Origin of the sequence: Proteus sp. G2674 (assembly GCF_009915195.1) — a bacterium.
Classification (GTDB): domain Bacteria; phylum Pseudomonadota; class Gammaproteobacteria; order Enterobacterales; family Enterobacteriaceae; genus Proteus; species Proteus mirabilis.
In genome coordinates, this window is the sequence record NZ_JAABLS010000025.1 from 43,145 (window position 1) to 64,090 (window position 20,946).

Consider the following 20,946-nt stretch of genomic DNA (forward strand, 5'->3'; position numbering starts at 1 on the left):
CATGAACAACAGTAACTTCAGACCTTTATTGATGAGTCTGTTGTTACTGGTTGGCGTAGCGGCTCCTGTAGCCGCTATTGCCCAAGCGCCAATCAGTAATATCGGTTCAGGCTCTACTGATGAACGACTCGCCCAACTTGAGCGTATCTCTAATGCTCATAGTCAGCTTTTGACCCAATTACAGCAACAACTCGCAGATTCTCAACGCGATATTGATATGTTGCGTGGTCAAATTCAGGAAAATCAATACCAGTTAAACCAAGTTGTAGAGCGTCAACGTAATATCTATCAACAATTAGATAGCCTAAATGGTGGCAACTCAGCACCAACAACGGATGAGGCTTCAACGGGTGGCAATGTACCTTCAACATCTGATACAAGTACGAGTTCGTCGTCAACAGGTGATGAAAAAGCCGATTATAACGCGGCAATTGATATTGTATTGAATTCAAAAGATTACGATAAGGCAATTGTTGCATTAAACAACTTTATTAAAAGTTATCCGAAGTCTAGCTATCAATCAAATGCTCAATTTTGGTTGGGGCAAATGTATTATCTAAAAGGTAATAAAGATCAGGCTGCGAGTACTTTTGCTATTGTTGTGAAAAATTATCCAAAATCTCAAAAAGCAAGTGAGGCCTTTTATAAGATAGGGCTTATTATGCAAGAGAAAGGGCAAAAGGATAATGCGAAAGCTATTTATCAACAAGTGGTTAAGCAATATCCAAACAGTGCTGGTGCAAAATTAGCACAAAAGCAGTTAGCAGCACTATAATTATTGGCCCCGTAATGTGAATGTTACATTTTCGGGGTTAACTGATTGTTTTTTCAGCGTTTGAATGTTTTTTTGAAAAAAAACGTTGCACAATAACATTAAATCAGTATTATTACCCGCCGTTGCCACAGAGAATGTGGCGAGTTCGAAAAGGGTCGTTAGCTCAGTCGGTAGAGCAGTTGACTTTTAATCAATTGGTCGGGCGTTCGAGTCGCCCACGACCCACCATTTTCGAATTTACATACCATTTTATGAAATGGGTCGTTAGCTCAGTCGGTAGAGCAGTTGACTTTTAATCAATTGGTCGGGCGTTCGAGTCGCCCACGACCCACCATTTCAATATGCTTTTCTAGTCTTTTATCACACGCCATTCTCATTCTATCTAAAAATGCTCTCTATAACTCGTTTTTGTATTTATTACTCAAGTTACTCAAATAGAGGATGTAAATAGATAGCTTCTCCATTGCTGAAAAAACTATCTGATCTCACTTAAGTTGGATAATGACAAATAATGGAAGTGGTTATTTGGTAATATTCATTTTCAGTTAATAGTTCATTATCAATAAACCAATCGCTAATAAGTGTTTGAGCTTGTGTTGCCTTTTCTATCGACAAACCAAAACGCTTTGAAGCATCAATAAAAAAAGCCATGATAATACTTAATGCAGCAGCTGCTTCATAAGGGGTACTCATAGCCAGTGTGCTTTCTAATGAACGTAATGAATAAAACTTAGGTAACCACTCCCGTAAGTTTTTGCCTTGATACCAGACATCTTGTGTTGATGTTTGCAGAGCAACTTGCTCTAGTAAACGGATCAACCATTCCCTTATATCACTCATACGATATTCAGCGAACCAAAATTCATTACGTAAGATAGCTATAGCGATTTGTGTGGCTTCAAACCAAAACTCTTGAGCCAAGGCATCAGCTTGCTCTATGGAAAGGGCTGGGGGAGTTACAGTGCTAATTTCTGGAAGTTGGTCACATAAACCTGTTTTATCAAGTAAAACACGATAGCCTCGTTGATAAACTGGACTTAGACCATTTTGTTTCATATTGATAATTCTTTCAGGCTCTGCCATCAAAATATCCATTTTTCGGCCTTGAGCTAATACGTGCAAATAGATTGGCCAGCGAATGCCGTTCGGATCTTCACATTCTGTTGCTAAAGAGACGAGGTGTTTACCAAATTGTGATAGCCAATGTTGGTTTTTTGCGAGCTCGGTCGCACCGTGACCAATAAGCTCTATATCAATATCAGAATAGCTGTCTATCTTTTTATTACGACCCACTGAGCCTGTTAATACCACAGCCTCAATTCGAGGATCAAGTAATGCAAAAGATAACATGCGATCGATTAAGCGGGTGATTGGCTCCATATTTCTCTCTAGTTGTTATAGTAGATAAAGTTATTTGTTGTAAGTATGAATAAAAAAATAGCATATTTATTATATAAAACACTTTTTGTTTTTTATGGTAAATAAATGGCATTTTGTTTAATATTTTAAACTAAGTGCTATCATTGATAGGAATGTATATATATCTTTATCACTTTGCAACAATGTCGCAATAATCCATATTTTATTTGTTTTTTCTATGATTAAGTCGGGGTTGTCAAATGGATGTCATTAGTTGGTTTAGTATCAATAATATTTTAGTCAATATTCCATTAGGAAAAGAAGGCTATCCACTCTCATGGATTGAAGCTATAGGGACTATTGCTGGATTATTATGTATATGGCTTGCGAGCCAGGAAAAGATCATTAATTATTTATTTGGGTTAATTAATGTCACTTTATTCGCCATTATTTTTTTCCAGATCCAGTTATATGCCAGTCTACTGCTACAAATTTTCTTCTTTGCTGCCAATATTTATGGTTGGTATGCATGGAGTAGAGTGAATGATTTTGAACAAGCAGAATTGAAAATACGTTGGTTAAAGCCGGGCCAACAAATCGTATTAATCATTGTCTCCATTGCTGCCATTATTGCGCTAACGTTTAATATTGATACTGTTTTTGGCTATTTAGCGGTTATTGCTGTTGATATCTTAAATGTCTTCGGGGCAAATTTAGCCACACCTGTTATCGAGCCAGATGCTTATCCATTCTGGGATTCAACAATGACGGTACTCTCCATTGTGGCTATGATCTTAATGACACGCAAATTGGTAGAAAACTGGTTAATTTGGTCTGTTATTAATGTCATTAGTATTGTTATATTTTATAAACAGGGTGTTTATGCCATGTCTATTGAATATATCATCTTATTGGCTATCGCTATTAATGGCTCTCGTTTGTGGATCAAATCAGCAACGCATTCAAATAAAAATAATTATCTCTCATAATAAAAAAGGCTGGTAGAGTTATATTTCTCTCCAGCCTTGCTATTCATTGTGTTTATTCTTCTATTCTAGGCAATTTCAAATCATTATTTTACTTAATGGTGCTATTACTTGTTTTCGATATTTTTGTTATCTATCGTCATGGGCTGTTTAGGCTCTTAAGGGTGTTTACAGAGAGAAAACGAATGGTTAGATTGAAGAAACAGAAATCATATTGACTAGATAATAATAGAGTGGAACACGGGAATGAATTACCAGAATGATGATCTTAAAATAACACAAATCAATGAACTTTTACCGCCAGTGGCATTATTGGAAAAGTTTCCAGCCACTGACAATGCGGCGTTTACAGTTCGTCATGCCCGTGAAGCTATTCATCAAATCCTTGCTGGAAAAGATGATCGCCTATTAGTGGTGATTGGGCCTTGCTCTATTCATGATCCTAACGCGGCACTGGAATATGCTCAGCGTTTAAATTTATTAAGAGAAGAGCTGAAAGATAAACTTGAAATTGTGATGCGAGTTTATTTTGAAAAACCACGTACCACAGTCGGTTGGAAAGGGCTGATAAATGATCCACATATGGACTGTACCTTTGATATTAATGAAGGATTACGCATTGCTCGTCGTTTGCTATTAACCATCAATGATAGTGGATTACCAACGGCTGGCGAGTTTTTAGATATGATAACCCCACAATATGTCGCTGATTTGATGAGTTGGGGAGCCATTGGTGCTCGAACAACAGAATCTCAAGTGCATAGAGAATTATCCTCCGGACTATCTTGTCCTGTTGGTTTTAAAAATGGCACCGATGGCACAATTAAAGTGGCGATTGATGCCATCAATGCTGCAGGCTCTCCACACTGTTTCTTATCGGTAACTAAATGGGGTCACTCAGCGATAGTTCGTACTGCAGGGAATAAAGATTGCCATATTATTTTACGGGGCGGTAAAGAGCCTAATTACAGTGCAGAACATGTTGCTGCCGTAAAAGAAGGTCTGAAAAAAGCAGGATTACCCCAAAATGTTATGGTTGATTTTAGCCACGCCAATAGCTGTAAACAATTTAAGAAGCAAATGGAGGTTGGTGCCGATATTTGCCAACAAATTAGCGCAGGAGAAAAAGCTTTAATTGGTGTAATGGTTGAAAGTCATTTAGAAGAGGGCAATCAATCATTAGAAAGTGGTGAACCTTTGGTATACGGTAAAAGTGTCACAGATGCTTGTATTGGGTGGGATGATACAGAAACGTTATTACGCCAATTAGCCGATGCAGTCGCTACTCGTCGTAATAAATCATAATAGTCTGTTTTTATTAATAAAAATGCCACTCAAAAGTGGCATTTTTTTATCTAATTCAAAATAAAAGTAAAATTATTTTGCTTTACCTTGGTTAGCAACAGCCGCGGCTTTTGCTGCGATTTCTTCTGCATTACCTAAGTAGTAACGTTTGATTGGTTTCATATTTTCATCAAATTCGTAAACTAAAGGTACTGCTGTTGGGATATTCAGTTCAAGAATTTCTTCTTCACTCATATTGTCTAGGTATTTAACCAGAGCGCGCAGTGAGTTACCGTGAGCGGCAATAATCACTTTATCACCTGAAGCAACGCGAGGTTTAATGACTTCTTCCCAATATGGTGTTACACGGTCGATAGTTAACGCTAAGCTTTCTGTTAATGGCAGTTCTGCTTCAGTTAAAGATGCATAACGTGGATCTTTACCTGGGAAGCGATCATCATCTTTAGTTAACTCTGGTGGGGTAACCGCAAAACCACGACGCCATTGTTTAACTTGCTCGTCACCGTATTTTTCAGCTGTTTCAGCTTTGTTTAAGCCTTGTAATGCACCGTAGTGACGTTCGTTTAGTTTCCAGCTTTTCTCTACTGGCAGCCATTGTTGATCAACTTCATCAAGAATGTTCCACAGAGTGTGGATTGCACGTTTTAGTACAGAAGTATATGCGTAGTCAAAAGTAAAACCTTCAGCCTTCAGCAGTTTACCTGCTTCTTGCGCTTCATTACGGCCTTTATCTGACAATTCAACGTCAGTCCAGCCTGTAAAACGGTTTTCTTTGTTCCATACACTTTCACCGTGTCGAACTAGCACAAGCTTAGTTACTGCCATAGTTTAGACTCCTATAATTACTTTCTTAATATAAGTTTAAAATCAGGACTGCAATCATTATATGGATCATCAACAAGAACGCCAAACATAACTAACAAAACTAGGGGGATTATGTCAAAAATGACGATTGTTTGATGAAATATTACACAGTTATTACACCTTTTGCTTAATCGATCAAGCTATTAATTTAACGGGATCGGTGAAAAGAAACGAAAAGCCGATTCTGGATAATTATCAGTAAAAAATATGCTCTATAAATCTATCGTTAAAATCATCGCCATCTATCGATAACAAATACCCTTTTCTTCAGTGTGATGATGTATCTTACCTTAAAAATAGCCTATATCTAGTTAACAGGGTTGTTGTTGGTAACGATAGATATCTCCTTCTTTAATAAAAATCAGTCGATGGGTAATACAGTGAGGTGCATCTTCTTGATGATGACTAACAAATAGTAGTTGAGTATTGCTATGGCTTATCATGATATCAATAAAGCGCTGTACTAATAGTCTATTGGTTGTATCTAATCCTTGTAGTGGTTCATCGAGGATCAATAATGTCGGGTGTTTAACCAATGCTCTTACAATTAATACTAGACGCTGTTGTCCCCATGAAAGTGAGTGAAAAGGATGGTTAGCGAGTGCAGTTAAACCAATTAGTGTTAGCCATTCATCCGCTAATTTTTGCTGTTTATCGGTAACGGCTTGATAAATACCAATAGAGTCATGAAAACCAGAAATAATGACATTTTTCACACTTGAAGAGACGCGATAGCTTTGATGTAAGGCATTACTAACATAACCAATATGGCGTTTGATCTCCCAAATGGTTTCACCACTGCCTCTTTTACGACCAAATAGTGTTAAATCATTGCTATAGCCCTGAGGATGATCTCCTGTGATTAAGCTTAATAAGGTCGATTTTCCTGCGCCATTAGAACCTAATATTTGCCAATGTTGTTGTGGTTTAACTTCCCAGGTTAAGTGATGGAGCACAGGTTTATCATTATAACTGACCACGCCATCCTTAAGTATAATAGGGGAAAGCGTTGGTGGTAAGGTAGGAACTGCATCAACGGAGTCTGAGGCGGGTAAGATCAGATTTTCAAGTGTTTCACTGTGAGATAATTGCGCAATTACTGAGTCTGATAAAATATCACTTTTTTTACCTTGTGCCACGAGTTTACAGTCAATCAATAAGCCAGCATTTTGCACAAAATCAGGAATATCATTAAAGCGATTTAAAATAAGAACAATCGTTAGCTTTTGTTGATGTAGTGATGAAAGTAACTCACTTAATGTACGACGAGAGTCAATATCTAAACCATCAAAAGGCTCATCTAAAATTAATAGATCAGGTTTATTCATCAATAACTGAATAAGCAGTACCTTACGAGACTCTCCCGTTGAAAGATATTTAAAACGCCTTGATAAAAGTGCATCAATACCAAATTGTTTTGCTAATAATAGGCAGCGATCATTATCTTTTACCTGCATTTGGATCACCTGAGCCACGGTTAATCCCGTATCATCCTCATCTTCACTTAATAAGTCTGTATTGTTACGCAGCCACTCTTCCTCTATCATTTTTTGTAATTTTTCAAAAGAGAGATTAATCGGACGAGTAAACCTATTAATAAGCTCACCCGATAATAAAATCCCCTCTTGGCATAATGTATTAGCGAGTGCCGTTTTACCACTACCATTGCTACCAACGAATGCCCAACTTTCTCCTTCATTGATAGTTAAATCATCGATATGCAAGCAGAGTGTATCACTTAAGCGAAACTGTGTTTTTGTGAGTTGCAAGTACTTCATTATTATTATCCTTGTTTTTATTACAAGTAGAATACTTACCAATATCGGTTTAATTAAAACTTGTCAATATTTGTTGCTGATCGCTTAAGTAAAAATAGTGCAGAGAGAATAAAAAAGATAAAAGATGGGCAAGATTATTTATGTTATTTTAATAAAAACATAAGGACTCGTTTATATGAATAACATTAAAAGGGAATGTGTTAACTATTTATTAGGATTAATGGCGCTATTTTTATTAACGATAAGTAAGATAACTTTTGCAGAAATAAATAATAATGTAAATAATTGCTTCTTAATTAATGAAATAAAAATAGAAAGGAATGGTTTATTAACTAATAAGGCACAAAAAGAATTAATATCTAAATATATAAATAAATGTTTAACATTAAGTGATATGCAACATATCATTAAATCAATGACTAATGCGTATATTGAAAAAGGCTATATTACTTCACAAGCTTTTATTGCCGATCAAGATCTCTCAAATCATCAATTAACCATTAACGTAATTGAAGGAAAGATAAAATCAATCTTTATTGATAACATGACTTCTCCCATGGTTGATATTCTATTTCCTTCATATCAAGATAAACGACTTAATTTACGTGAGTTAGAGCATGGGCTTGAACAACTTAATCGATTAACAACATCACAATATAGATTAGATATTCAACCTAGTGACAGAATAGGATACTCGACTATTTTTATTTATAAGAAAAACAAAACGCATCCTTTCAGAAATCAACTTACTATTGATAATTCAGGTTCAAAAGCAACAGGTGAAATTTTACTGACGAATACCACAACAATAGATTCGTTATTTGGATTTGGAGAGCAGTGGGATCTCTCCTTAAACAGTAATACAGATTTATTACATTCACATTATTATAGAGGCTATACAGCGAGTATAAACATTCCCTATGGCTATTGGTTTTATCAATATCAGTTATCTTATAACCGTTCTTCTCATTTTATTAAAAGTTATAGTAATCAATATATCTATAAAAGTATAAATACTAATCAGCAAGTTGATATTAGTCGTTTACTTTATCGGGATAGTAAGAAGAAGATAATATTAAAAGGCATATTAAAACATAAAAAAGTAAGAACGGAATTAGCCAAACAGCCGATATTAATCAATAGCCCAACATTAACATCATTATCATTAGCCCCTCAATATCATTTTAATCTGACATCAGGTTATTTATCTATTAATCCATCAGCAGAAATTGGGTTGTCTTTTTTTGGGGCATCACCTGATTATATTGCTGAAAACTCACCCCGAAGTCACTATAGAAAATTGAGTCTAAATATACATTATCAATATTTATTTCCTTACTCTATCTCCTATATTACGTCTTTTTATGGTCAATATACATCTGATAATCTTTATAGTGTGGAAAAAATAACCATAGATGGATTAAATGCGGTTCGTGGTGCTAAACAAAATAAGCTTAGTGCCAATAGAGGACTTTATTGGCGTAATGAAATTAATACACCATGGATAAATTCATTTTTAGGTCAATGGCGTTTTATTACGGCTGTTGATTATGGCGTTATCTATTCTGATCAATATGAAACAAAGCAACAGTCTTTATTAGCTGGCGCTATGGGGCTTTCATTTTATCGTTCCCCTTTTTCTTCACAACTATTGATAAACAAACCATTCATTTATCCAAAGTGGTCAAATGCTAACCAATGGTCTTTATCTTGGTCAATTTCTTTTGCTCTTTAAATAAGGAAGTTTTTTATGCATAAAAAGGATATTTCGCGAAAACAGCGTTTAATAAGCTATTGTGTTATTTATTTAACCGCTATTTACCCATTGCATCCTGCTTGGGGCTCTGTCATTACTTCATCTGATAAAACGATAACAATAAATCAGCAAAATAATATTCCTATTATTAATATAGCAACACCTAATGACAGTGGTGTTTCTCATAATAGGTTTAATGTCTTTAATGTTAATAAACAGGGGGCAGTACTTAATAATTCGCAAGTTGATGCCAATAGTCAATTGGCAAAAAAAATATCTGCTAATAAAAATTTAAAAGGTAATACGGCTAATTTAATTATTAATGAAGTTGTCGGTAATAGTCGTTCACAGTTATTAGGTAAATTAGAAGTTGCAGGGCAACAAGCGGATGTTTTAATTGCTAATCCTAATGGAATTAGTTGTGATGGTTGCTCATTTATTAATACTCCATCAATTACTCTCACGACAGGAAAGCCTCAATTTAGCCCTCAAGGTATCTATTCGGCACTAGAAGTAAAAAAAGGCAGTATTGTTATTGGTAAGCAAGGTATGAATGCCGATTTGCAAAATTATGCCGATATTATTAGTCGTAGTATTGAAATAAATGGAAAGATAAATGCTAAAAATCTCTCTTTAATGCAAGGGAATAACCATATTGATTTCGGCAAAGGGACAGTAAATAGCATTAATGGAGAAGGTGTAAAACCGACCGTCGCTATTGATACAAAAGCATTGGGTGGAATGTATGCCAATCAAATACGCTTAGTTAGCACAGAAAAAGGGGTCGGTGTTAATTTAACTGATATTCAAACAAAACAAAATAGTATCAATTTAACAGTTGATGGCAAAATTACCTTTAATGGCAATATTCAATCTGAGCAAGATATTAATGTTAGTAGCAAAGCGCTACAAATGAATAGTAATGCCAGCTTAAAAGCGCAAAGAGATATTACATTAGCAACTAATACGCTAACGAATCATAGTGATATTATCGCAGAAAAGGATATGCGTTTATTCGTAGATAAATTCACTAATAAAGGTGAAAAAGCGCTTATTCAAGCAAAAGATAATTTATGGATACAAAAAAATGCACAGGGTGAACCAAGTAGTTTAATTGAAAATCAATCAGCCACCATAAAAACAGAACAGGGTGATTTGATTATTAGAACCAAGAAATTGGTTAATGAATCTATTACTCCTTTATTTAAAGAAATAAAGCAAGAGCCTGATTCTACATCGTCTATAAATATAGGTACTCATTTTCTTCATCCTTACAATAGCCCTACGAATAATTTCCTTATAATTATTTTACTTGCTGAATTAAAAGAACTCTCTGATAAAAAGTGGTTTGATCTATTAGATTTAAAAAATAATGGAGGTGTTAATGTAGAACGCTCATTATTTGAAAAGAATAAAAAGTATGTTCCTAGTGTTATTTATTCTGGTAAAAATTTATATATACAATCTAACGAGTTTTTTAATACCCAATCTGATATTTTTGCAACTAATGATCTTATCGCAACGGGAAACAATGCAAAAGTATACTATTATCGGTTTGGACACCTTAATAAATGGGATCTTTATTCTCATGATAATGCTCATATTTTTTATCGAGATGATGTAAACAAATATAATATTGATGAAACAAAATTTCAAAAAATAGTTCATTTTATTCCCTTTACTAAAACTGGAAGTCATTATGAATTTATTGTAGATAGTGCTTCTGAATATATGATAAAAGCAGGTAATAATTTAGTTTTAGATTTTAAAGATAGTATAGCGTTAGAACGTAAATTTCCATTTTTAGAAAAAGAAATTAAAAAGTATAGAAGAATATCTGATTTTGAAAGTACTATATTAGCTAAAAATATACTATTAAATGCTAATAATTTAAATATCTCATTAAATTTAAAATCAAGTAACTCGTTATCTGTCATTGCTAATAAAAATATAAATATAAGTAATTCAAATTTATTATCTGGTGATATTGTAAATTTAACAGCAATTGATAATGTTAATTCTGAAAATATAGATGTAACGGCAAAGCATTTTTCCATCATAACTAAGAATGGAGATATTAATTATTCATTTAGCCCTATAGCCTCTTATACTCTGAATAGCATTAAGGCACCATTTATTGATGTGTCTGAAAAAATAGACTTTTATTCAGGTAAAAACATTTACATTTCAAATGTAATAATTAATGAATCAAATGAAAAAAGTTTATCAGCATTAGAGAATATTAAAATAAAACGCGATGAGTCTTTATTTTTCAATCTAATGCCAAATTTTAGATATGAACAATATATTTCAGCGTTTTTATTTAATATGGGGCTTTGGAAAAGTAAGAATAATATAAGCTTGATGGCTGGCAAAGATATTGTTAGTCAGGGAATAAAATATTATAGTAACAAAGAAATAACTTTTAATGCAGGACAAGATATTTTTCTTGCCTCCAAATTAATAAAAGAAGCCGCTCCTTTTTTCAGTGATATTCATTACCCCAAACTACAATCTAAATTATTTTCAGATAATAACCTTATTTTAAATGCTGCGCGTGATATTGATTTAAGTTCAACAGTATTAAATTCAAAAGATAAAGTTATTGTATTAGCGGGTAGAAATATAAAACTGGGTGCAAATGCTTATTCCGCCATCGAAGATCCCCACGAAGATGCGCAAGACATTCAATATACCACCACATCCATTATGGGAAATAAAGGTATTTCTATTGCATCATCAGGCTCACTCACAACAGAAGGAAGTTCACTTAAATCAGAGGGGGATATTGCTATTTCCAGTGGTGGCAATATCCAATTGGGATCAGTAAGAACACATTTTCGTAAAGAGTCGGATTCAGAGTTAGAAGAACTTCGTAAACAAGTCAGTACTGAAATTAATAGCGGTAATCATCTAACACTATTATCTGAGGGCAGTATTTTATTTCAGGCCTCTCAATTGGCTGCTAATAAAAAGATGGATATTGCTGCTAAAGGTGGATTTCTTTATGCACAGGCAATGGAAGAATCCAGTTACTATGAAGAAGAAAAGAAAAAATGTAATTGGTGGACACTGTGTGCGACTAAAAAGAAATATACCAAAACATTTAATAACACAACGAATAAAGTTACCGAGTTTATTGCTAATGACGATATTAATTTAATTGCTAAAGATGATATCACTTTAGAAGCAAGCAAATTAGAGACAGCAAAGAATGCCAAATTAACCAGTAAAACAGGAGGCATTAATTTTAAAGCGGTGAAAGATACTGCTTTTAAACAAGTTATTACTCGTTCAAAAGATATATATATCACTCAACGTAATCAGGGATACACCAAGGGAACATGGCTATTACCTGAACTCTATATTGGCGGAAAGCTGACTATCGATGCGCCAAAAGGCATATCTGCAGATATTAAAGCCAAAAAAGAGCAATCTTTAGAGCAGGCATTAACTGCCTTAAGTAACACACCAGAATATGCTTGGCTTAATGCGCTCCAACGTCAAGAAAATATTAATTGGAATTTAGTGAAAGACACTTATTCCAGTTGGGATGATAAAACCCAGCAGTTAAATCCAGTTGTTGGTGCGGTTATTGCCATCGCGGTAGGGGTTGCAACTTATGGTACGGCAACAGCTGCCTCAATAGGAGGAATGGCAAGTAATGCCACTATTGCTGCAGGAGCCTCTGCGGGGGTTGCGTCAACGGCATCAGTTGCGGCACAAGCCGGTTTTGCTTCTTTAGTTTCGCAAGCTGCGGTCTCTTTAGCCGAAAATCAAGGCAATATTTCTAAAACATTTGGCGCCTTAAGTCGCAGTGATACGGTGAAATCCATTGTCACCAGTATGGCCGTTGCAGGCGCCTTGCAAGGTCTTGACCAATTTATGGGTTGGGATCAAGCAATACAGGGGGGAACATTACCGACAACAGGCAAGTTGCTTGCGACGGATAATGCCACATGGACTCAAGTTGCTCAACGCGTTGCCTCACAGTCAGTAGTGAGTTCTACACTGGGCACAGCCATTCAAGGTGGCAGTTTTATTGATAATTTTAAAACTGCGCTATTAAGCCATATCGGCAGTCAATTTCACGCTGAAGGTGCCAATCTCATTGGTGATAACGGTGCGATATTAGGGCATGCAGGAAAGGTTTTAAGCCATTCTGTTGTTGCAGGAGTGAGTGCTGAAATTGCAGGAGGCAGTGTAACAGGTGCAGTAGCCGGCGCCTTGGCAGCAGAAATAGCGGCAATATCGCTACAAAGTAAATTATTTGAGCCTAGTTATTTAAATGAAACTGACAGACAAGTTGCATTAATTCAAGAGGCACTACATGGCAATGAAGGAAAAACACAGCTCACTAAATTAATTGGTGCACTGACAGGCGCTATTGTGACTCGTAAGCCTGAGGGCGTATTTTCTGCGGCTAATTCTGCGGAGTTAGTTTATCGACATAATTACAGCGAACATATGCTTTCAAAGCTAGCACTAGAAAATAATAAGGACATAATTGCAGCGTCAAAAGGTGATGTTGCAGCAGCAGAAAGAGTTGTAAATCGACAAAATGCAGGGATGATTGCGATTGCTCTTGGTTTAGGAGGAAGTGCGAGCATTATTGGTGGTCACACTGTTATTGCAGCAACACCAGAACTTATTGCTATTACGCAAGCTGCATTTAGTACATGTAAAGCTAATTGGGTTTATTGTGCTAATCAGCTAGGTATTAATATTGCTGGGATATCAGCTCCAGAAGCTGCAATCGCTGGTGTCACCGTTGGTACTGGTTATAAAGTATTAGCTAGTTCAGAAGAAAGTGCTAAAGCTTTCTCTAGCATGTTAGCTAATAGTTCAAAGTCTTTAATGACTTCAGGAAAATTAAATATAACTGCTATAAAACCGATAGTAGAACAAGAAAAATTATTAATAACTACCAACAAAAAAGCTATTGAAATAATCAATAACGGGGAGTTTATAATATATTCAGGAGTAACTACGAATGGATATAAAGTATCTAATGGAGCCAAAACCGTAGTTTTTAAAAATGAATTAGAACATCCTATTGTTCAATCTAGGATTAATATTAAAGTGGGAGATGTTGAATCAGGTTGGTTGCATGTACAAAAACGTCATTTTTCAGGAGCGCAAAATGCTAGCCAATTTACGCTTAGTGAACAGGAAATTAAAGATATATTATTAAGTCCTGCTGTCATTAAGATTCCTATTAATAAAACGAGAGAATCATATAATAAAAACACCAATAGTATTGATATTTTGTATGAAAGAGTGATTCAGCTTGATAAAAATATAGGAATTGATAAATTTAGTAAACAGCCAACTAACATAATTACTATGCTCACAGATAAAAATGGAAATTTAATAACTACTACCCCTGGGGAAATAAAGTGATGACAAATGAAGCTTTTTTAAAATTTAAGGATTCAGAAAATAAAATTATCATTCCGTACCTCAAAAAAGTATTTCCATCATTGAAATCAGCATGTTGTTTATATCATATGATAGAACAATTAGAGGATGTTTATACTTACTTAATTAATAGCAAGGATGTTATTTTTATTGAAGTGTCGAGGTTAAATAATTCTATTAACCATACGGATATTTTATCAATTAAAGATTATGCTATTATGAAAAAGGGGAAACAATATCATCGTTATATGAAAGAGATTATTGCTTTATCAAATAGTGAGATAATTAAATGATAGTTTATGGATGGAATATTAGATTAATAAATTATATATAACAATACAATTATAACGTTAAAAATCCATTGTATTGGCAAAGTATTAATTGCATCAATAAAAAAAGCTTTTACACGTTGTATTAGTCGAAAAACCATCACTTAATATAATTTTTAAAATATCAATTAAGTGATGGTGTTATTTTTACTCAAAAGCCATCATGCTAATAATTAACATAATGTAGCGATAATCACCTGATCGGCATTAAATAACGCTGTTACGGTATCATTAATATGTAGCTTTTGTTGTGTAACATGCTGGTTAGAACAAGTCGCACACACTTCTAGTCCACCTTCTAACGTTACCACTAATTCGCTATTTTCATTGCCCGTTTCAATTTGGGTTAGGGTGCCTGATAGCGCATTGTCATATTGTTGTGCTACAGAGGCGCCTTTTTCTATATTGACCCATGGCGCTTTAATTAAAACCAGTACTTCTTTGCCTTCTTTAAGATTTAGACGATCGGCGCTTTTTTCAGTTAACGCCGCGCGAATAACCGTTTTTTGATCAGCAAGCTGAACATTAACATGTTGTTGTACTTGTAAGTGATCGCGTTCAATAATGGTGCCAAAAAATTGGTTTCTGGCACTGGTCTGTAACGAAAAACGTGAAATAGCCGCTAAAAGGCTGTCTAAAGGTAATGAATCGTCTTTTAATACATCAAAGGCTTTTTGTTGAATTTGTCCTAGTAGATCATAAAGTTGTAGTAAGCGTTCACAATAATGAGTCAGTGTGGCGCCTCCCCCCCCTTTACCGCCAGTTGCTCTATCAACAAGGAGTTCGTCAGCCAGTTGATTCATTTCATTGATGGCGTCCCAAGCACTTTTATAACTAATGCCCGCCATTTTCGCCCCTTGGCTAATTGAGCCTGTTGCTTTAATTTGTTTTAACAGCGCAACACGGCGTGGATCAGCAAAGAGCTTATCTTGAAGTTTCAGTGTCAGTAATATTTCTGCTTGCATAATGATAGGCTTCTTCTGGTTTGTCTGTTTATCGCATTTTTTGTGCCGACACAAAACGATAATTCTCTAGAATAGATACAACTATAGCGTTATTATTCGTTATTCGTGAAGAAATGCCAACTCTGGCTTTCCGAATATACCATGATAAAGAGGTTATCATGTTTGAATTATTGAAAAGTTTAGGGTTCGCTCTCTTGATGGTACCTGTTGTGATGGTACTTATCATGGGCATTATTTATGGTTTAGGCGAGATTTTTAACTTAATTTCACCTAGTCAGTCAAAGGCTGATAAAAAAGCATAATTACCCCTCTATTTAGAACAGCCCTTTATTGTGAAGGGCTGTTTTTAATACTCCTAAAATACTCCTCAAATACTCCTCAAATACTCGTCATACTTCAAGTTGTAGCGTTGTTGACTGCGTTCATTCGCACTAGTCATATACTGATGTATGCTCCTAGCGACTCATTCACTTGTCGCCTAGCTACAGCTTGAATTATTTAGAGTATTTAGTATTTAGCTATTTAACTTCAAGTTGTAGCGTTGTTGACTGCGTTCATTCGCACTAGTCACATACTTATGTATGCTCCTAGCGACTCATTCACTTGTCGCCTAGCTACAGCTTGAATTATTTAGAGTATTTAGCTGTTAGCTATTTAATTTCAAGTTGTCCCGTTGTTGACTGCATTTCTATCTCCATTGCTATCGCCATTTTTGTCTCCCTATTTATCGCTATATTTATTGATATATAACCAATTTTAATCAACTTATCCTTTCATTTTACGTTGTATCTTGATATATACAGCGTGGTTATTGTCCTATTTAAGTGGAACTCAACATGAAAAAATTATCAGGTAAGTTACTGGCTGGTGCGATTATCTCTTTTGCTTTAGTGAGCCAAAGTATGGCATCGGAAAAAATAACGGTATTTGCGGCGGCTTCTCTCACTAATGCGCTTAATGAAATTTCGGCACAATATAAACAGGAAAAACAAGCGGATGTCGTTGCTTCTTATGCATCCTCTTCAACACTTGCTCGCCAAATTGAGCAAGGAGCACCTGCAAATCTATTTATTTCTGCCGATCAGCAGTGGATGGATTATGTTATTAATAAGAATTTAATGGTGACTGATTCACGACATACATTATTAGGTAACGACTTAGTGTTAATTGCCCCTAAAGATAGCAAATTAAACAATGTTGTTATTAATAAGGATACTAAATGGAAATCCTTACTTAATGGTGGAAAATTAGCTGTGGGTGATCCAGATCATGTACCTGTTGGTATCTATGCTAAAGAGTCATTAGAATATTTAGGTGCATGGGATGTGGTGAGTCCGGAAATGGCGCGCACTAATAATGTTCGTAGCGGCATGGCATTAGTTGAACGAGATGAAGCACCATTAGGTATTGTCTATGGCTCTGATGCTGTTGCCAGTGACAAAGTGAAAGTGGTTGGGGTATTCCCAACTGATAGTCACAAACCTGTTGAGTATCCAATGGCAGTTGTAAAAGGACAGGATAATAAAGCTGTTCGTGATTTTTATGACTATCTAAAAACACCTCAAGCCGCAGAAATATTTAAGAAATACGGCTTTAGCCCACTTTAGGAATTATACTTTTGGAGATGTTAAGTGAATACGAATGGCAAGCGATTCTTTTAAGCCTTAAGGTATCGACAATTGCAGTAATAATTAGTCTTCCTTTTGGTATATTGATGGCTTGGCTGTTAGTTAGGGTTCGTTTTCCCGGTAAATCATTGCTTGATAGCATTATTCATTTACCTTTAGTTTTACCTCCCGTTGTTGTTGGTTATCTATTATTAATTAGCATGGGGAGACGCGGATTTATTGGTGAATGGCTATATAATTGGTTTGGATTTAGTTTTACCTTCAGTTGGCGAGGGGCGGCACTTGCCTCAGCTGTTGTGGCATTTCCACTGATGGTAAGAGCAATTAGACTAGCACTAGAAGCTGTCGACCAACGTATGGAACAAGCGGCAAGAACATTAGGCGCATCACCATTACGTGTCTTTTTTACTATAACGTTACCATTATCTATGCCTGGCATTATTGCGGGGATCGTATTGGCCTTTGCTCGCTCATTAGGTGAATTTGGCGCCACAATCACTTTCGTCTCCAATATTCCAGGGGAAACCAGAACGATCCCTTTGGCTATGTATACGTTAATTGAAACACCGGGGGCAGAAATGGATGCCGCCCGTTTATGTGTCATTGCAATTATTTTGGCGCTCGTCTCTTTAATGGCTTCAGAGTGGCTAACTCGTTGGGGTCGTAAAAGATTGGGGGGCGTATGCTAGAGATGAATTTTAAACAGACACTGGGCTCTTTGTGTCTGGAAGTGAATACTCAATTACCAACAGAAAGTATCACGGCGGTATTTGGCTTATCTGGCGCAGGTAAAACGTCGCTCATTAATGTGATTGGTGGTTTAACCAAACCTGATTCAGGACATATTGTGTTAAATAATTACACATTGGTGGATATTGAGAAGAAAATTTATCTGCCACCCGAAAAGCGCAAAGTAGGCTATGTATTTCAAGATGCACGACTATTTCCTCATTATACCGTAAAAGGAAATTTACTTTACGGTATGTCACCAACAATGAAAGTACAGTTTGATAGAATTATTTATCTATTAGGTATCGAACATCTACTTTCGCGTTTTCCTATTACGCTATCTGGTGGTGAAAAACAACGTGTGGCTATTGGACGTGCATTATTAACTGCACCCGATATTATGCTAATGGATGAACCATTGGCCTCTCTTGATTTACCCCGCAAGCGTGAATTATTACCCTATTTAGAAAAACTTTCACAAGATGTACAAATACCTATTTTGTATGTGAGCCATAGTCTAGATGAGATTATTCGACTTGCTGATAATGTGATTGTTATGGATGCCGGAAAAATTAAGGCAATGGGTAAGTTAGAAGATGTTTGGGCCAGTAGCGCATTACGCCCTTGGTTACAAAAAGAGACGTTAAGCAGTGTTGCAAATGTTATGGTCGTTGAACATCATAGCCATTATGCGATGACGGCGACTGCCTTTGGTAATCAAGTACTGTGGTTGCCACAAATAGAGGCAAAAATAGGTCGCGATGTGCGCGTTCGTATTGATGCTTCAGATGTATCGTTAACTACCACTCGCCCATCAAATAGTAGTATCCGTAATATATTACATATGAAAGTGGTCGAAATGATCAAACATGATGATCAGGTAGATGTGAAACTGGTTAATGATGGCAATTATTTATGGGCGCGGATCACCCCTTGGGCGAGAGATGAACTCAATATTCAAGAAGGGCAGTGGCTTTATGCGCAAATAAAAAGTATTTCACTAAGTCGCCATCTTTAATTTATTTTATTGATTTATAAAAATAAAGCCTCGTCATAGATGAGGCTTTGTTGTTTGAATAGCAAGTAGTTAAGACAAAATATATTTATGAATAGTCTCTGCAATACCGGGCTGATTATTATTTTTAGTCACCAGTTTAGCGCGTGCTTTGACCTCATCTGATGCGTTGCCCATAGCAACACCTAAACCAACGTGCTCTAACATACTTAAGTCATTGAAGTTATCACCAAATGCCATAACATCACTCATCTTCATGCCATTGGCTTCAACCCAACGCTGTAAACGGCGACCTTTGCTATTACCTTTCTTGGCGATATCAACTTGATCGACCCAAGACCATTCACACTCTAAGCCGACTTGTTGTTCTACTTGTTCGATTAAAGCACGTAACTCATCGTGATTGGGGGTTGTGGTCGCTATTTTCCAGATAGAATCAACATGATGCATTGCTTGGTAAAAATCATCTACTTTGACTAAATTAGGGCGTTGTGCCATAGGAAGAGTATCAGCCCAATTAAGTGTACGCTGTACGGCAGCGGTAAGTTGATCATACATCATTGCATCATCTGCATAGACTAAATGATGCACATCGGTTTGTTTAACCAAGTCGAGTACCGCGCGTGTTTCTTCGGGGGTTAAAGGATCAGATTCAAGCACTTTTTTACCGAGGTAGTCGTAAAGATAAGTACCATTACAACAGATAGCGGGTGTATCAAGATCTAGCGCTTGATAGAATGGATGAATAGCAACATGGTGACGACCTGTTACAATGAGTACTTTAACGCCCGCTTTTCTGGCAAGATTAAGAGCAGTTAAAGATCCCGGTAGGATACGTTTTTGGTCATCAAGCAATGTGCCATCAAGATCCAGTGCAATAACGCGGTACGACATAATAAGCCCCTTGATAGTATAAAGATGCAATGATGCTGATGTTACACGTTAACCTAGCAAAGATAAACTAGCTTAATCGTGACAGGTATCAGTTGGTTAAGTTATTATTCTTTACAAATCAATAGGTAATCGATTTTAAGGAGAAAGGATGAAACAGGTAGTCTACGTAGCAAGTCCAGAGAGTCATCAAATCCATGCGTATACATTAAATAACGCGGGAGAGATGAATCTACTACAGGTTGTTGAGGTTGCAGGACAAGTTCAACCTATGGTGGCTAGTGCAGATGGAAAACATCTTTATGTTGGCATTCGTCCTCATTTTAGTGTGGTGACCTTTGAAATCGCACCTGATGGCCAGTTAGAACAAAAAGCAATAACGGCAATTCCAAGTGCACCAGTTCATCTGTGCTTGGATAAAACAGAACGCTTTTTGTTTGTTCCTTCTTATCACCAAGGTAACTTAGCGGTATTGCCGATTAATCAACAAGGTATTGCTCAAGCGCCGATACAACTTATTGAAGGATTAAATAAACCACACTCTTCTAATATTGATTGGCATAACAAGCAGCTTATTGTTCCCTGTTTAGGTGAAGCTCATATTCGTCTATTTAATCTTTCAGAAGAGGGACATTTAAGTGAAGCACGTAGCGAAGAGTTAACCACAGCAATAAATGCAGGGCCGCGTCATTTAGCGTTCAATCCTAATGGCGAAGTGTTTTATTGCCTTAATGAATTAGATGCAACAATCAATGTTTATCGCCGTATGGGTGATCTTTATCGTTTAATGCAAACCATCGATATTGTGCCAGAAACTTTCAATAGCACACGTTGGGCCGCTGATATCCATATTACCCCAGACGGTCGTTTCCTCTATGCCAGTGAACGTTCGGAAAGCTTGATTAGTGTAATGGCAGTTTCAGAAGCAGGGGATCATCTACAACCTGTAGGTCATTATACAACACAGACACAACCACGCGGTTTTAATATTGATAATACAGGAAATTATCTCATTTCTTGCGGTCAGAAATCTGATTTTGTCTCTGTTTCTCGTATTGATAGGCAAACCGGCGCATTAACGGAATTAGCTTGTTACCCAGTCGGAAAAGGGGCGATGTGGGTCACTGTAGTCACCAAATAAGTAT

The 20,946-nt window shown here is 36.1% G+C and carries 16 protein-coding genes and 2 tRNA genes; 13 read left to right on the forward strand and 5 right to left on the reverse strand.

The window, feature by feature from the left end:
* Position 1: 1 nt before the first annotated feature.
* From cpoB to GWI58_RS11970, 3 genes are all read left to right on the forward strand, one after another.
* The gene (cpoB, locus tag GWI58_RS11960) at positions 2–775 is read left to right on the forward strand and encodes a cell division protein CpoB (RefSeq protein WP_004247552.1); all 774 of its coding nucleotides are present in this window, start codon (positions 2–4) and stop codon (positions 773–775) included.
* Positions 776–927: 152 nt separating this feature from the next.
* Positions 928–1,003 (forward strand) — tRNA-Lys (locus tag GWI58_RS11965).
* A 30-nt stretch (positions 1,004–1,033) separates the two neighbouring features.
* A tRNA-Lys gene (locus GWI58_RS11970) sits at positions 1,034–1,109 on the forward strand.
* A 155-nt stretch (positions 1,110–1,264) separates the two neighbouring features.
* Here GWI58_RS11970 and GWI58_RS11975 read toward each other — a convergent pair.
* Positions 1,265–2,155, reverse strand: a complete 891-nt coding sequence (locus tag GWI58_RS11975) for an aminoglycoside 6-adenylyltransferase (RefSeq protein WP_004244440.1) — start codon at positions 2,153–2,155, stop codon at positions 1,265–1,267.
* Between the two features lie 239 nt (positions 2,156–2,394).
* Here GWI58_RS11975 and pnuC point away from each other — a divergent pair, with 239 nt between their 5' ends.
* Entirely contained in the window at positions 2,395–3,123 is a 729-nt protein-coding gene (gene pnuC, locus GWI58_RS11980; RefSeq protein ID WP_110229843.1) for a nicotinamide riboside transporter PnuC, read from the forward strand.
* A gap of 243 nt (positions 3,124–3,366) precedes the next feature.
* On the forward strand, positions 3,367–4,425 hold the full coding sequence (gene aroG, locus GWI58_RS11985) for a 3-deoxy-7-phosphoheptulonate synthase AroG (RefSeq protein WP_004244442.1): 1,059 nt from the start codon (positions 3,367–3,369) through the stop codon (positions 4,423–4,425).
* Positions 4,426–4,497: 72 nt separating this feature from the next.
* Here aroG and gpmA read toward each other — a convergent pair whose 3' ends face one another.
* Complete coding sequence (gene gpmA, locus GWI58_RS11990; RefSeq protein WP_004244443.1) at positions 4,498–5,250, reverse strand: 2,3-diphosphoglycerate-dependent phosphoglycerate mutase; 753 nt, start codon at positions 5,248–5,250, stop codon at positions 4,498–4,500.
* A gap of 350 nt (positions 5,251–5,600) precedes the next feature.
* Positions 5,601–7,067, reverse strand: coding sequence for a molybdate ABC transporter ATP-binding protein ModF (modF, locus tag GWI58_RS11995; RefSeq protein ID WP_094960196.1), 1,467 nt, complete (start codon positions 7,065–7,067; stop codon positions 5,601–5,603).
* Between the two features lie 175 nt (positions 7,068–7,242).
* On the opposite strand from modF, the gene GWI58_RS12000 reads away from it, so the two are divergent.
* The 3 genes from GWI58_RS12000 to GWI58_RS12010 are packed head-to-tail and all read left to right on the forward strand — an operon-like array spanning position 7,243 to position 14,537.
* Positions 7,243–8,802 carry a ShlB/FhaC/HecB family hemolysin secretion/activation protein gene (locus tag GWI58_RS12000; protein WP_135091507.1) on the forward strand — a complete coding sequence of 520 codons (1,560 nt, stop codon included), beginning with the start codon at positions 7,243–7,245 and terminating at the stop codon, positions 8,800–8,802.
* A 15-nt stretch (positions 8,803–8,817) separates the two neighbouring features.
* Positions 8,818–14,226 (forward strand): two-partner secretion domain-containing protein, encoded by a 5,409-nt coding sequence (locus GWI58_RS12005; protein ID WP_161769196.1) that lies wholly within the window; start codon positions 8,818–8,820, stop codon positions 14,224–14,226.
* Entirely contained in the window at positions 14,226–14,537 is a 312-nt protein-coding gene (locus GWI58_RS12010; RefSeq protein ID WP_004244448.1) for a hypothetical protein, read from the forward strand. Before GWI58_RS12005 ends, GWI58_RS12010 begins: the two co-directional genes overlap by 1 nt.
* A 209-nt stretch (positions 14,538–14,746) precedes the next feature.
* On the opposite strand, the gene modE is transcribed toward GWI58_RS12010, so the two are convergent.
* Positions 14,747–15,538, reverse strand: a complete 792-nt coding sequence (gene modE, locus GWI58_RS12015; protein WP_004244449.1) for a molybdenum-dependent transcriptional regulator — start codon at positions 15,536–15,538, stop codon at positions 14,747–14,749.
* A 158-nt stretch (positions 15,539–15,696) separates the two neighbouring features.
* Here modE and GWI58_RS12020 point away from each other — a divergent pair, with 158 nt between their 5' ends.
* From GWI58_RS12020 to modC, 4 genes are all read left to right on the forward strand, one after another.
* Positions 15,697–15,840, forward strand: a complete 144-nt coding sequence (locus GWI58_RS12020) for an AcrZ family multidrug efflux pump-associated protein (RefSeq protein ID WP_004247559.1) — start codon at positions 15,697–15,699, stop codon at positions 15,838–15,840.
* A 534-nt stretch (positions 15,841–16,374) separates the two neighbouring features.
* Complete coding sequence (modA, locus tag GWI58_RS12025) at positions 16,375–17,145, forward strand: molybdate ABC transporter substrate-binding protein (RefSeq protein WP_004244452.1); 771 nt, start codon at positions 16,375–16,377, stop codon at positions 17,143–17,145.
* Positions 17,146–17,162: 17 nt separating this feature from the next.
* Positions 17,163–17,855 carry a molybdate ABC transporter permease subunit gene (modB, locus tag GWI58_RS12030; RefSeq protein ID WP_004244453.1) on the forward strand — a complete coding sequence of 231 codons (693 nt, stop codon included), beginning with the start codon at positions 17,163–17,165 and terminating at the stop codon, positions 17,853–17,855.
* Complete coding sequence (modC, locus tag GWI58_RS12035) at positions 17,849–18,913, forward strand: molybdenum ABC transporter ATP-binding protein ModC (protein ID WP_094960198.1); 1,065 nt, start codon at positions 17,849–17,851, stop codon at positions 18,911–18,913. Before modB ends, modC begins: the two co-directional genes overlap by 7 nt.
* Positions 18,914–18,982: 69 nt before the next feature.
* Here modC and GWI58_RS12040 read toward each other — a convergent pair whose 3' ends face one another.
* Entirely contained in the window at positions 18,983–19,804 is an 822-nt protein-coding gene (locus GWI58_RS12040) for a pyridoxal phosphatase (RefSeq protein ID WP_094960199.1), read from the reverse strand.
* A 148-nt stretch (positions 19,805–19,952) separates the two neighbouring features.
* Between GWI58_RS12040 and pgl the strand changes: the two genes are divergently transcribed.
* A complete protein-coding gene (pgl, locus tag GWI58_RS12045) occupies positions 19,953–20,942 on the forward strand; it encodes a 6-phosphogluconolactonase (protein WP_094960200.1) in 990 nt (329 codons plus the stop codon).
* Positions 20,943–20,946: the final 4 nt, after the last annotated feature.

Excerpts from the sequence above, each read along its gene's own strand:
- cpoB (WP_004247552.1), top strand. The coding sequence starts at position 2 with ATGAACAACAGTAACTTCAGACCTTTATTGATGAGTCTGTTGTTACTG.
- GWI58_RS11975 (WP_004244440.1), bottom strand. The coding sequence starts at position 2,155 with ATGGAGCCAATCACCCGCTTAATCGATCGCATGTTATCTTTTGCATTA.
- pnuC (WP_110229843.1), top strand. The coding sequence starts at position 2,395 with ATGGATGTCATTAGTTGGTTTAGTATCAATAATATTTTAGTCAATATT.
- aroG (WP_004244442.1), top strand. The coding sequence starts at position 3,367 with ATGAATTACCAGAATGATGATCTTAAAATAACACAAATCAATGAACTT.
- gpmA (WP_004244443.1), bottom strand. The coding sequence starts at position 5,250 with ATGGCAGTAACTAAGCTTGTGCTAGTTCGACACGGTGAAAGTGTATGG.
- modF (WP_094960196.1), bottom strand. The coding sequence starts at position 7,067 with ATGAAGTACTTGCAACTCACAAAAACACAGTTTCGCTTAAGTGATACA.
- GWI58_RS12000 (WP_135091507.1), top strand. The coding sequence starts at position 7,243 with ATGAATAACATTAAAAGGGAATGTGTTAACTATTTATTAGGATTAATG.
- GWI58_RS12005 (WP_161769196.1), top strand. The coding sequence starts at position 8,818 with ATGCATAAAAAGGATATTTCGCGAAAACAGCGTTTAATAAGCTATTGT.
- GWI58_RS12010 (WP_004244448.1), top strand. The coding sequence starts at position 14,226 with ATGACAAATGAAGCTTTTTTAAAATTTAAGGATTCAGAAAATAAAATT.
- modE (WP_004244449.1), bottom strand. The coding sequence starts at position 15,538 with ATGCAAGCAGAAATATTACTGACACTGAAACTTCAAGATAAGCTCTTT.
- GWI58_RS12020 (WP_004247559.1), top strand. The coding sequence starts at position 15,697 with ATGTTTGAATTATTGAAAAGTTTAGGGTTCGCTCTCTTGATGGTACCT.
- modA (WP_004244452.1), top strand. The coding sequence starts at position 16,375 with ATGAAAAAATTATCAGGTAAGTTACTGGCTGGTGCGATTATCTCTTTT.
- modB (WP_004244453.1), top strand. The coding sequence starts at position 17,163 with ATGTTAAGTGAATACGAATGGCAAGCGATTCTTTTAAGCCTTAAGGTA.
- modC (WP_094960198.1), top strand. The coding sequence starts at position 17,849 with ATGCTAGAGATGAATTTTAAACAGACACTGGGCTCTTTGTGTCTGGAA.
- GWI58_RS12040 (WP_094960199.1), bottom strand. The coding sequence starts at position 19,804 with ATGTCGTACCGCGTTATTGCACTGGATCTTGATGGCACATTGCTTGAT.
- pgl (WP_094960200.1), top strand. The coding sequence starts at position 19,953 with ATGAAACAGGTAGTCTACGTAGCAAGTCCAGAGAGTCATCAAATCCAT.